Origin of the sequence: Micromonospora sp. M61 (genome assembly GCF_018070245.1) — a bacterium.
Taxonomy (GTDB): domain Bacteria; phylum Actinomycetota; class Actinomycetes; order Mycobacteriales; family Micromonosporaceae; genus Micromonospora; species Micromonospora zamorensis.
In genome coordinates, this window is the sequence record NZ_JAGPYA010000078.1 from 16,417 (window position 1) to 27,864 (window position 11,448).

Consider the following 11,448-nt stretch of genomic DNA (forward strand, 5'->3'; position numbering starts at 1 on the left):
ACCGCTGGCATGATGTCCCGATGCGGACACGTCTGATCTTCGTGCGACATGGCGAGTCGCTCCACCAACTCGAAGGAATCGTGGGCGGGCCACGTGGTTGTCGGGGCCTCACCGCCCTCGGCCACGAACAGGCACACGATCTCGCCAACCGGCTCACCAACGAGGTCGCCGCCGACCGGCCGGTGGCGGTCTACTCGTCCGTGCTGCGCAGGGCGGTCGAGACCGCCCAACCGATCGCCACCGCCTTCGGCGTTCGGCCCGTGGCCGACTGTGGCCTGTGCACCTGGCACACACCCCCGTACGCCGACGGCCTGCCGACCGCCCGCTTCCGCACCGAACACGCGGTGCCCGGCGGGGGCGTGTTCCGGCCGTTCGAGGAGGGCAACGAGAGCTGGGCCGAACTGGTCGTCCGGGTCAGCCGAGCGATCATGGAGATCGCCCACCGGCACCGGGGCGCCACAGTGGTTCTGGTCGGTCACAGCGAAACCGTCGAGGGCGCGTTCCACGCGCTCGCCGCGCAGCCGGTCTTTCGGGGGTTCGACCTGGACGTGCCTCCGGCCTCGATCACCGAATGGACCACCGACCACGACCCCGGCGGTTGGCCTCCCGCCCGGTGGACGCTGCGCCGCTTCGGTGACACCGGCGGGTGGGCTAAAGCGTGATCCAGTACCGCCGAGCACCTGGTCGTCCTCGACGATCCACCGGTACGTGCATGGATGTCGTCGGCACGGCGTACTCGCCCATCGGTTTCCGCCGGTCGTAGTCTCACCGACATGACGACAACGCAGACACACACCCTCGCCGTGCCCGGCGTCGACCTGGTCTACGACGTCCGCGGTCCGCTGCCCCCGTCCGGCGGGCACCCCGTGCTGCTCATGATCGGTCAACCGATGACGGCGGAGGGCTTCACCGCGCTCGCCCCGCACTTCACCGACCGTACCGTCGTCACCTACGACCCACGCGGGCTCGGCCGCAGCGTCCGCAAGGACGGTCGCATCGACCACACGCCGCAGCAGCAGGCGGCCGACCTGCACCTGCTGATCGAGGCGCTCGGCGTCGGCCCGGTCGACGTGTTCGCCAGCAGCGGCGGTGCGGTGACGGCACTCGAACTCGTCGCGACGTACCCGCACGACGTCGTCACGTTGGTGGCGCACGAGCCGCCGATCAACGCGGTGCTCCCCGACGCCAGCGCCGCCGAGCGCGCGCGGGCCGGCTTCTACGAGGCGTACCAGGCGAAGGGCACCGGCGCAGGAATGGCCGCGTTCATCGCGATGACGTCGTGGCAGGGCGAGTTCACCGATGCCTACTTCGCCCAGCCGACGCCCGACCCGGCGATGTTCGGCATGTCGACCGACGACGACGGCACCCGCGACGACCCGCTGTTGTCGCAGAACTCGTGGGCGATCACGGACTACCAGCCCGACGCGGGCCTGCTCACCGCCGCACCGACCCGGATCGTGGTCGCGGTCGGTGAGGAGTCGGCGGGGACGTACACCGCGCGGACATCCCTCGGCATGGCGGCCGTCCTTGGCCAGCAGCCCGTGGTGTTCCCGAGTCACCACGGCGGCTTCCTCGGGGGTGAGTTCGGCTACGCGGGCAAGCCCGAGGAGTTCGCGACACGGTTGCGGGAGGTGCTGGACGCAGGTTGACCGCCAGCGCTATTCGGCCAGGAGCTGCTCACGCAGGATCTCGGCGTGCCCACAGTGCTGGGCCAGCTCGCGCAGCACGTGCAGGTACACCCAACGCAGCGGCAGCGGGCCGCGCCGGTTGCCGCGGAGCACGTCGTCCAGGCCCAACGACGCCGTCGCGCGGTGGGAGGCTTCGCACGCCTCGCGGTGTGCTCGCTGGATCGAGGCGATCGTGTCGTCGTCATCGAGGATGAACGACTCGTCCGGCGTCGCGGGAATGCCGATCTCGGAGCGGGGCCGGCAGGTGACGGCCTCGTCGAACCAGACCTTCTCCACGAAGGTGGCGTGCTTCACGAGACCCAGCAGCGTGGTCCGGGACGGCACCAACGACCGGCGCGCCTGCTCCTCGGTCATCCCGTCCAGGCAGCCGTTGAGCGCCCGGCGGTGCTCGTCGATGAACGCCTCGATCTGCGCCTGCGCCGGCTGGTTGATGACATCGTGAGCGAACGTCCCCGGAAAAGAAGTCACCCGCGAAGCATTCCAAGGTCATGGCCGAGGCGCAAACACCAGCCGCTCAGCCGAACGAGGTGAGCGCGCCGCGCTCGTCGAAGCGGGCCGTGCCCGCCCAGGCGATCTCCCAGCGGTTGCCCTCCGGGTCCGCGATGTAACCGGAGCGCCCACCCCAGGACCGATCGGTCGGCACCGCCACCACCGTCGCGCCCGCCTCGACGGCCGCGGCGAAAGCCGTGTCGACCTCCTCGCGGCTGTCGACATTGCAGGCCAGGGTGACGCCCGACCAGCCACCGGCCGGGGCGGGCACGCCCGGCGCCGCCTCGGCGGCCAGCTCCGGCAGCGGGTAGAGCGCGAACAGCACACCACCGAGCAGGAAGGCCGACCAACCGTCGTCGCTGGCCGGCAGCTCAGGCCACCCCAGTGACCGGTAGAACGACCGCAACGTCACGATGTCGCGTGCTCCCACCGTGACCACGGACAGTCGGGAGGGGACAGTGCTCATCAGCTGATCCTGCCCGAGGCGTACAACACTGTGCTGACCGACTCGCCCGGCTCGGTGCCCGCGCGCGCGACGACCTCGCCCTGCGGCGTCCACACCCCCGACCGTCCGGCCGCCTCGGTGTAACCACCGCCGGTCGAACCGGCGAAACTCGCCACCGCCACCCAGACCCGGTGGGCGGTGGCGATCCGGTGCGCCCGCTGGTCCGTCACGGCGGCGTCGCGCGCGGACTCCAGGACACCCGCCGCGTAGACGTCGATCCCGAGCGCCGCCGTCCGCTCCGCGTGGGCGGCGACCCCGGTGTCCTTGCAGATCGCCAACCCCACCCGCCAACCGTCCACATCGAGCACGACCGGCGCATCGCCCGGCCGGAACCGGCGGGCCTCCGCGTCCCCCAGCCACATCTTCCGGTACGCCACCGTCACACCGGCCCCGGTCACCGCCAGCACCGCGATGTGATCACCCGCGACCGGTGCACCGGCCAGGGCCAGCGCACCCACCTCGCCGCACGCCTCGACCAATGGCGCCAACCGCGGGTCATCGGACGACACGACCGGGGCCTCCAACTCGTACCCGGTCAGCGACAGTTCCGGAAAGACCACCACCCGGGCACCCGCCGCACGGACCGCGGCGGCGTGCGCCCGCGCGTTCGCCGCGACATCCAGGGGTACGCACAGCGGCTGCGCCACCGCGAGCCGTAGCGGGGTGCGGGTTTCCGCACCCCCGCCGGTGGGGTCCACCCGCGCGGCCGGGCGGTCAGCCTCATGGTCGGCTCTCAGGATCACTTCGTAACGTGGGCGCATGATTCGAACGTCCCACGCCGTGCTCGCCACCGGAACCCCGACCGCTGCGGCCGAACCACCCCAGGATGGGATGGTCGGCTACGTCAGTGACCTGGTGGAACGACTCGGTGGGCCGGGTGCCGGCCTGGCGGTGGCGCTGGAGAACCTGTTTCCGCCGATCCCCAGCGAGGTGATCCTGCCGCTGGCCGGGTTCGTCGCCGCCCAGGGGCGGATCAGCCTGATCGGTGCGATCTTCTGGACCACACTGGGCTCGGTGGTGGGCGCGCTGGCGCTCTATCTGATCGGGGCGTCGCTGGGCCGGGACCGGATGCGCGCCATCGTGGCCCGACTGCCGCTGGTGAAGCTCACCGACGTGGACCGGACCGAGGCGTGGTTCCTCCGGCACGGCGTGAAGGCGGTCTTCTTCGGCCGCATGATCCCGATCTTCCGGAGTCTGATCTCCATCCCGGCCGGCGTTGAACGGATGCCCGTCGCCACGTTCCTGCTCTACACCACGCTGGGCAGCCTGATCTGGAACACGACCTTCGTGCTCGCCGGCTACCTGCTCGGCGACAACTGGCATCTCGTCGAGGGGTACGTCGGCATACTCCAGAACGTCGTGATCGTGGCCTGCGTGGCGGGCCTGGCCTGGTTCGTCGGGTCGCGCGTGCTGCGGGCACGGCGCGCCGCCCGTAACCCCGAATCGGATGACCTCGACTCGGGCCGGTCATCGGGTGTGCCCGGTGGGGTCGGTTCCGGTGGTGGCTTTGATTCTGATGGCGGGTCCGGTTCCGGTGGCGGCTTCGGTTCCGGTGGTTACGGGGCCGATGGTGGGTTTGGCGTGGATCGTGGGGTTGGGGCTGGCGGTGGTGTGCCGGATCCGGATGGTCGCGGCACGCTCTACCGCAGCGGTTCGTGGGGCTCCGACCAGCGGTAGGGCCGGTTTCGCGGCATCGGTTGCGATTCTGATCTTTCCAGAACGTCTGCCTCGAACGGTTTCGCTGCCGGCGAGGTGACCTTCCGGGCCGTGATGGACCAGTCCCGTGACTCAACGGCGCGATTGGGGTGATTGTCCGATCCGGGCGGCCCTGGCACTGACGCCCTTGGACTTGATCGACTCGGCTTTCGTGAAGTCGGGGCATCCAGACGTCTTGGATGCCCCGACTTCCTTGAAGCCGAGTGGATCATGCCCGGCTGGGGTGGATCAGCCCGGCCGGGGTGGATCAGCCCGGCCGGGTTGGTTCGTGACCGCCGGAGTGGGGGGCTTTGGGTGATTGCCGGTTCCGGAGGCTCCGTGGGCTGTGACCGCTGCACCCGTCGGTCGGAATGATGGCCGGGGCGGGGTCGTTACACACTCTGACGATCGCAGGACCACCGCCTCACCGCCCCGCCCAACCGGGGTTGGAACAGCTGGTAGCGGGGTTGGAATGCCGACCCGGTCCGCATCGTTGAAGCCTCCTCAGCGCCCCGCTCCATCGGGTGCGACGGAATGGCCCGGCCTGCGGAATGACCCCGGGTCCCCGGTCGTTGCAGTCCCCACGAGCGACCACCCGAGCACCGCTTCACCCGAGCGGACGTCGGTGGATGAGCCCACCGGGGAATGACCCCCGACCCCCGGTCGTTACACATGAACCTGGCGCCCGAGCCCCGCTCGCAGGCCGCCGACCCGGCCCCCGCAAGCCCCCCGGCTTAACTGGTGCCGATCTCCCCCAGACTTTTCCCCTTGTTTGATGCAGCGCCGGACGAGGTGCTCACACCCTTGTGTCGCCGACCCCCATTGGTGGCCCGGGTGTTTCCTACCCCCGAAGGAGCTACCCCCATGAACACGATCTTCCGTAAGAGCATGTTGTCTGTTGCTGGTCTCGCGTTCGCTGGTGGTGTCTTCGCCGGCCCGATCGCCGCCCACGCCAATCCCGTGGATGCCAAGCCGGTGGCGGTGGCGGTGCAGTCGGCCGCCCCGAAGCCCCAGGGCGAGCAGTCCCACATCACGCTCAATGATGAGCAGACCGCGAACGTCAAGGCGATCATCGCCGCGACGAAGAAGGCCGGCCTGCCCGAGCGCGCCGCGGTGATCTCGATCGCGACGAGCCTGCAGGAGTCGAAGCTGGAGAACCTGGGCCACCTCGGCGACGCCAATGACCATGACTCGCTGGGCCTGTTCCAACAGCGCCCGACCAGTGGTTGGGGCACGCCGGAGCAGATCACCGACCCCGCCTACTCCACCACCGCGTTCCTCAAGGGCCTCCGCCAAGTCGACGGGTGGCAGGACATGGCGCTGACCGACGCCGCGCAGACCGTCCAGGTGTCGGCTTACCCGGACGCGTACGCCCAGTGGGAGCAGCAGGCCACCGACCTGGTCGGCCAGTACTGGAACAGCTGACACCAACACGAACACTGAACGACCCGACCGCTGGCCGGCACCCCAACCCGGGGTGCCGGCCAGCGGCCTATCCGTACCTCGCACGTCGCGGCTCGAGACGGGTCGGGTCGGGTCGGGTCGGGTCGGTCGATCATGGACTTGTGGTGCCGGGCTGAGGATGGTTCGGGTGGTCTTGTCCAGCACCACAACTCCTTGATCGACCCAAGCGGCCGGGCGGGCCCGCCCGGGCCAGTCCGCCCGGGCGGACGGGGCTCGGGTAGGAAAGCGGGAACACGGGCGGGGGTTGGTTGGTTGTGGTCAGTGTCGGTGTGACTCAGTGTCCCCGGGCCTCACCTAATATGCCTTCGCGGAATACCGTTCGGCTGGAGCCGCGTCGCGCCACTCGCCGAGAGGCGACCTGCACACCGACACCAGCGCCGCCCCCGAGCCCACAAGGCCGGGGGCGGCGCTGTCTGTGCCCATGGATCAGTCAGTCGGCGGCACAATGCTCGGATGACCGACCCGCAGCCATGGTCCGAGCAGCCGGGCGTACTCGTACTCCCCAGCGGGGCGACGGTGCGCGGGCGCCGCATCGGTGCGGTGACCTCGCCCGCCGACTTCGCCCTGCTGTTGGCGTCTGGTCCGGAGCCGACCTGGCCGCACCGGAAAATCCGGTGGCCCGATTTCTGGGTACCGCTCGATCGGGCGGACGCCCTCGATGCCCTACGGGTGGCGCTGCGGCGGGCGCACGACGGTGAGCGCGTCGAGGTGGCCTGTCGGGGTGGGGTGGGGCGCACCGGAACGGCGTTGGCCGCGCTGGCGATCCTCGACGGCCTGCCTGCCGACCGGGCGGTGCCGTGGGTCCGGGCGGGCTACCACCCGAAGGCGGTGGAGACTCCCTGGCAGCGACGCTGGCTGCGCCGAGTGGTCTGACCGCCGCGGCCATCGGCCAAGGCGTAGCCGACCACCGCCCGCCCGACCACCCGGCCCTCGACCGCCCGCAGCCGCGCCGCCCACCGCGGGCCGGCTGACCGTCGGGTCGCGCGCCTAGGCGACCGCTGCCGTCTTGCCGACGTACTCGCGCAGGTGGGTGGCGGTGAGGGTGTCGCCGTGGGCTACCAGTTCGGCGGGTGTGCCGGTGAAGACGATTCGGCCGCCGTCGTGCCCGGCGCCCGGGCCGAGGTCGACGAGCCAGTCGGCGTGCGCCATGACCGCCTGGTGGTGCTCGATGACGATCACCGTGTTGCCGGCGTCGACCATTCGGTCGAGCAGGGCCAGCAACTGGTCCACGTCTGCGAGGTGCAGGCCGGTGGTGGGTTCGTCCAGCACGTACGTGGTGGTTTTCTCCGCCAGGTGGATGGCGAGCTTGAGTCGCTGCCGTTCCCCGCCGGACAGGGTGGTCAGCGGCTGGCCGAGGCTGAGGTATCCGAGGCCGACGTCGACCAGCCGGCCGAGGATGAGGTGCGGAAAGAAGGCGTGCGCCTCGGTGACCGACATGGCCAGCACCTCGCTGATGTTCTTGCCGCGCAGCGTGTACGTGAGCACCTCGTCGGTGAAGCGTCGCCCCTCGCACCGTTCGCAGACGCTCGCGACGCCGGCCATCATCGCCAGGTCCGTGTAGATCAGCCCGATTCCCTTGCAGGCCGGGCAGGCGCCCTCGGAGTTGGCGCTGAACAGGGCGGCCTTGACGCCGTTGGCCTTGGCGAAGGCGGTACGGATCGGGTCGAGCAGCCCGCTGTAGGTGGCCGGGTTGCTGCGTCGGGACCCCCGGATCGGGGACTGGTCCACGATCACGACCCCGGCCCGGCCGCGCAGCGACCCGTGGATCAGTGAGCTCTTGCCGGAGCCGGCGACTCCGGTGACCACGGTGAGCACCCCGAGTGGGATGTCCACGTCCACGTCGCGAAGGTTGTGCAGGTCGGCTTGGCGGATGGTGAGCTGTCCGGTGGGTCGGCGCGTCTCGTCGCGCAGTGTCACCCGGTGGTCCAGGTGCCGGCCGGTGAGCGTGTCGGAGCGGCGCAGTCCGGGGACGTCGCCGGTGAAGCAGATCCGGCCACCGTCGGTGCCGGCTCCCGGCCCGAGGTCGACCACGTGGTCGGCGATCGTGATGGTCTCCGGCTTGTGCTCGACCACCAGCACTGTGTTGCCCTTGTCGCGCAACCGCAGCAGCAGGTCGTTCATCCGGGCGATGTCGTGCGGGTGCAGGCCGACTGTGGGTTCGTCGAAGACGTACGTGACGTCGGAGAGGCTGGAGCCGAGGTGCCGGACCATCTTCACCCGTTGCGCCTCACCGCCGGAGAGGGTGGCCGACTCCCGGTCCAGGCTGAGGTAGCCCAACCCGATCTCGACCAGGGACTCCAGCAGGTCCCGGAGGTTGGCGATCAGTGGTGCGACCCCGGGGTCGTCGATGCCCCGGACGAACGTCGCGAGGTCGCTGATCTGCATGGCGGAGCAGTCGGCGATGTTGCGTCCGGCGATCCGCGATGACAGGGCCGCCGCGTTGAGTCGGGTGCCGGCGCAGTCGCCGCAGGTGGTGAAGGTGACGGCCCGGTCGACGAAGGCGCGGATGTGCGGTTGCATCGACTCGCGGTCCTTGGTCAGGAGGAGCCGCTTGACCTTGACGGCCAGACCCTCGTACGTCCAGTTGTTGCTCCCCACCTTGATCTTGGTGGCCGGCTTGTGGAGGAAGTCCTCCCACTGTTGGGGGGTGAAGTCCTGCAGCTTGACGTCCGGGTCGAACAGGCCGGAGCCGACGATGGTCTGCCAGTACCAGGAGTCGACAGCGAAGTTCGGCACGGTGATCGCGCCGTCGTTGAGGGAGCGCTCGACGTCCACCAACTCGTTGATGTCGAGGTCGGAGACGCGGCCCAGCCCTTCACAGGTGGTGCACATGCCCTCGGGCAGGTTGAAGCTGAACGCCCCGGCGCCGCCGATCGACGGCTGGCCGAGCCGGCTGAAGAGGATCCGCAGCATCGCGTACGCGTCTGTGGCGGTGCCGACGGTGGAGCGGGAGTTGACGCCCATCCGCTCCTGGTCGACGACGATGGCCGCGCTGAGGTTGCGCAGCGAGTCGACGTCCGGCCGGTTGAGGTTCGGCATGAACGACTGGAGGAACGCGCTGTAGGTCTCGTTGATCATGCGCTGGGACTCGGCGGCGATGGTGCCGAAGACCAGCGACGACTTGCCCGATCCGGAGACACCGGTGAAGACGGTCAACCGGCGCTTGGGGATGTCGACCGAGACGCTGGCGAGATTGTTCTCCCGCGCTCCGCGTACCTCGATCATGTCGTGGCTGTCGGCGGCGGACCATGCTGGCTGCGACATGCGAACCCTTCACAGAGTCGTGGCGGGACTCTTTCCCCCGCGATGCTGGCGGGTTCCATTGTCTCATTCAACACCACGTAGAGACTTTTGCCGGAATTCGAGCGCTCGCGTCAGCAGCACGTCCCGGAAAGTCTCAAATCACGTCGTAAGCGGTAGGGTGACTCGCGTGGACGGCACCCGGGAGAATCGGCTGCGCGCCGTCGACCTGGCGGCCACCGTAGGGATCTCGGTGCAGCAGGTGCGCAACTACGTCGAGTCGGGGGTGCTGCCGCCGGCGGGGCGCACCGCGAGCGGCTACCGGATCTTCACGACCGAGCACGCCCGGGCGCTCACCGTGGCGCGGCGGTTGGCCGAGGGGCACGGCTGGAGTCGTACCCGGGAGATCATGTCGGCGGTGCACGGGGGTGACCTGCCGGCCGCCCTCGCGGCGCTCGACGGCGGTCACGCCGAACTGGACCGCGAACGCGCCGAGATCCGCCGGGTGCTCGGCGCGTTCGAGACCGTGCTGGCCAGCCCACCGGCGGCCCGGCCCGCACCACGCCGCGCCGCCCGCATCGGCGAGGTCGCCGCCCTGGTCGGCGTCCGGACCTCGCAGCTACGGCTGTGGGAGCAGCGCGACCTGCTGCGGCCGCGCCGCACCCCGGGCACCAACTACCGGGTGTACGACGAGGCCGAGCTGCGTGCCGCGCAGGTCATCGCGTTGCTGCGCCGAGGTGCGTACCCGTTCGAGATCATCGAGGCGGTGCTGGGGGAGTTGCGGACCACCGGGAGCCCGCAGCGGGTCCGCGCGGAGCTTGCCCGCCGCGAGCAGGAGCTGCACGCGCGCAGTCTGCGCCGGCTGCGGGGCAGTGCCGCCCTGGACGACTACCTGCGCGCTCGCGAGGAGGCGGGCCGACCGACCGCGGCAACCCGTCCCGCCGGAGGATCTTGTTGACTAGGGTCGGGCACATGAGGACTGCGCTGCTGGCGGCCACCGCGTCCGCCGTTCTGCTCGCTCCCGCGCCGGTCGCCTCCGCCGGAGCGTCCGCCGCGCCGGTCGTGCGGTGCCCCCGCGCGCCGGCGCCGGGGGTGTCCCGCCCGCCCCGACCCTCGCCCCCGCCCGGCGTGCCCGAGCAGCGGGTGGTCGGCGGCGCGGCGCTGGACACGACCGGCCTGGTCGCGCCGGCCGGCGTCAGCGCGCCACCGGGGGTCAGCGCCACCTCGTGGCTGATCGCCGACCTGGACAGCGGCCAGATCCTCGGCGGGTGCGGCCCCCACGAGTACGGCACCCCGGCCAGCGTGCAGAAGCTCCTGCTCGCGGCCACGATGCTGCCCCGGCTCGACCCGAAGCAGACGGTCACCGTCACCGAGGATGACATGAACATCGAGCCCGGCTCCTCGGCCGTGGGTCTCGTAGCGGGTGGCCGGTACACCATCGAGACCATCTGGCTCGGGTTGCTGCTCAACTCCGGCAACGAGGCCGCCAACGCGCTGGCCCGACTCGGCAGCGGGACCGACAGCGCCGCCGGCGTACGCGCCATGAACGAGCACGCACACCATCTCGGCGCGCTCCAGACGCACGCGGTAACCCCGTCCGGGCTGGATGGCCGGGGGCAGTTCACCAGCGCGTACGACCTGGCGTTGATCGCCCGGGCCTGCTTCGCCGATCCGACCTTCCGCCGGTACGCGCTGACCGAGCACACGCGGATTCCCGTCCAGCCAGCGCAGCGCACCAAGGGTTTCGAGATCCAGAACGAGAACCAGCTCATCTACCGGTACCCGGGAGCGCTCGGCGGCAAGACCGGCTTCACCGACCTCGCGCGGCACACCTACGTGGGCGCGGCGGAACGCGGCGGGCGACGCCTGGTGGTGACATTGCTGGGCGCGGAGTCCACGCCCATGCGCGGTTGGGAGCAGGGCGCCGCCCTGCTGGACTGGGGTTTCACGCTGCCCCGGGACGCCTCCGTCGGCCGGCTGGTCGAGCCGGGTGAGTTGACCGCGACGCCGTCGGCTGCGCCGTCCGCGCTGGCGGCACCGGGTGCGCCTCGGCCGGCGGCAGCCAGCGGGCCGACGCGTACCGGCTCGGGTTGGCTCTGGTCGGTGACCGCGGTGAGCGCCGCGGGTGTGGTGATGCTGCTGGGCGGGCTGCTGTGGCGCCGCCGCCGTCGGCTGCCCTGACGGATCGACATCCGGCGCTGCCCTCCATAGACTCCGGTCGTTCTGGCACCACGAGTCCAGGAGGAACCCTGTGTCGAGTGAACTCCCACCGCGCCCCGGCGTGGCGGCACCCCGCCGACCGGTGCGCGCCCTGACCCGCCTCGCGGGGGTGACAGTGCTCGCCGGGGCGCGGTGGGAGTTCACTCG

Annotated in this window: 11 protein-coding genes; 7 read left to right on the forward strand and 4 right to left on the reverse strand. The window is 70.7% G+C overall.

Translation table 11 applies throughout. The annotated features are described in order from the left end of the window. Positions 1-20 precede the first annotated feature (20 nt). Complete coding sequence (locus KBX34_RS29890) at positions 21-662, forward strand: histidine phosphatase family protein (RefSeq protein WP_088947860.1); 642 nt, start codon at positions 21-23, stop codon at positions 660-662. A 111-nt stretch (positions 663-773) separates the two neighbouring features. Next, complete coding sequence (locus KBX34_RS29895) at positions 774-1,649, forward strand: alpha/beta fold hydrolase (RefSeq protein ID WP_210928314.1); 876 nt, start codon at positions 774-776, stop codon at positions 1,647-1,649. A gap of 9 nt (positions 1,650-1,658) precedes the next feature. On the opposite strand, the gene KBX34_RS29900 is transcribed toward KBX34_RS29895, so the two are convergent. The 3 genes from KBX34_RS29900 to KBX34_RS29910 are packed head-to-tail and all read right to left on the reverse strand — an operon-like array spanning position 1,659 to position 3,443. Further along, positions 1,659-2,156, reverse strand: coding sequence for a DinB family protein (locus KBX34_RS29900; RefSeq protein WP_210928316.1), 498 nt, complete (start codon positions 2,154-2,156; stop codon positions 1,659-1,661). A 46-nt stretch (positions 2,157-2,202) separates the two neighbouring features. Next, entirely contained in the window at positions 2,203-2,643 is a 441-nt protein-coding gene (locus KBX34_RS29905; protein ID WP_210928318.1) for a VOC family protein, read from the reverse strand. Then, entirely contained in the window at positions 2,643-3,443 is an 801-nt protein-coding gene (locus KBX34_RS29910; protein WP_210928320.1) for a carbon-nitrogen hydrolase family protein, read from the reverse strand. Before KBX34_RS29910 ends, KBX34_RS29905 begins: the two co-directional genes overlap by 1 nt. Between KBX34_RS29910 and KBX34_RS29915 the strand changes: the two genes are divergently transcribed. From KBX34_RS29915 to KBX34_RS29925, 3 genes are all read left to right on the forward strand, one after another. Beyond that, complete coding sequence (locus tag KBX34_RS29915) at positions 3,442-4,359, forward strand: DedA family protein (protein WP_210928322.1); 918 nt, start codon at positions 3,442-3,444, stop codon at positions 4,357-4,359. The two genes, KBX34_RS29910 and KBX34_RS29915, sit on opposite strands and share 2 nt — an antisense overlap. 882 nt (positions 4,360-5,241) lie before the next feature. After that, a complete protein-coding gene (locus tag KBX34_RS29920) occupies positions 5,242-5,802 on the forward strand; it encodes a hypothetical protein (protein WP_210928324.1) in 561 nt (186 codons plus the stop codon). Between the two features lie 492 nt (positions 5,803-6,294). Continuing rightward, entirely contained in the window at positions 6,295-6,714 is a 420-nt protein-coding gene (locus KBX34_RS29925) for a protein-tyrosine phosphatase family protein (RefSeq protein ID WP_210928326.1), read from the forward strand. A gap of 114 nt (positions 6,715-6,828) precedes the next feature. Here KBX34_RS29925 and KBX34_RS29930 read toward each other — a convergent pair whose 3' ends face one another. Continuing rightward, positions 6,829-9,105 carry an excinuclease ABC subunit UvrA gene (locus KBX34_RS29930; RefSeq protein ID WP_210928327.1) on the reverse strand — a complete coding sequence of 759 codons (2,277 nt, stop codon included), beginning with the start codon at positions 9,103-9,105 and terminating at the stop codon, positions 6,829-6,831. 166 nt (positions 9,106-9,271) lie between these two features. Between KBX34_RS29930 and KBX34_RS29935 the strand changes: the two genes are divergently transcribed. Then, positions 9,272-10,039, forward strand: coding sequence for a MerR family transcriptional regulator (locus KBX34_RS29935; RefSeq protein ID WP_210928329.1), 768 nt, complete (start codon positions 9,272-9,274; stop codon positions 10,037-10,039). Between the two features lie 14 nt (positions 10,040-10,053). Then, a complete protein-coding gene (locus KBX34_RS29940; RefSeq protein ID WP_210792889.1) occupies positions 10,054-11,262 on the forward strand; it encodes a D-alanyl-D-alanine carboxypeptidase family protein in 1,209 nt (402 codons plus the stop codon). Positions 11,263-11,448: the final 186 nt, after the last annotated feature.

Excerpts from the sequence above, each read along its gene's own strand:
- KBX34_RS29890 (WP_088947860.1), top strand. The coding sequence starts at position 21 with ATGCGGACACGTCTGATCTTCGTGCGACATGGCGAGTCGCTCCACCAA.
- KBX34_RS29895 (WP_210928314.1), top strand. The coding sequence starts at position 774 with ATGACGACAACGCAGACACACACCCTCGCCGTGCCCGGCGTCGACCTG.
- KBX34_RS29905 (WP_210928318.1), bottom strand. The coding sequence starts at position 2,643 with ATGAGCACTGTCCCCTCCCGACTGTCCGTGGTCACGGTGGGAGCACGC.
- KBX34_RS29915 (WP_210928322.1), top strand. The coding sequence starts at position 3,442 with ATGATTCGAACGTCCCACGCCGTGCTCGCCACCGGAACCCCGACCGCT.
- KBX34_RS29910 (WP_210928320.1), bottom strand. The coding sequence starts at position 3,443 with ATGCGCCCACGTTACGAAGTGATCCTGAGAGCCGACCATGAGGCTGAC.
- KBX34_RS29920 (WP_210928324.1), top strand. The coding sequence starts at position 5,242 with ATGAACACGATCTTCCGTAAGAGCATGTTGTCTGTTGCTGGTCTCGCG.
- KBX34_RS29925 (WP_210928326.1), top strand. The coding sequence starts at position 6,295 with ATGACCGACCCGCAGCCATGGTCCGAGCAGCCGGGCGTACTCGTACTC.
- KBX34_RS29930 (WP_210928327.1), bottom strand. The coding sequence starts at position 9,105 with ATGTCGCAGCCAGCATGGTCCGCCGCCGACAGCCACGACATGATCGAG.
- KBX34_RS29940 (WP_210792889.1), top strand. The coding sequence starts at position 10,054 with ATGAGGACTGCGCTGCTGGCGGCCACCGCGTCCGCCGTTCTGCTCGCT.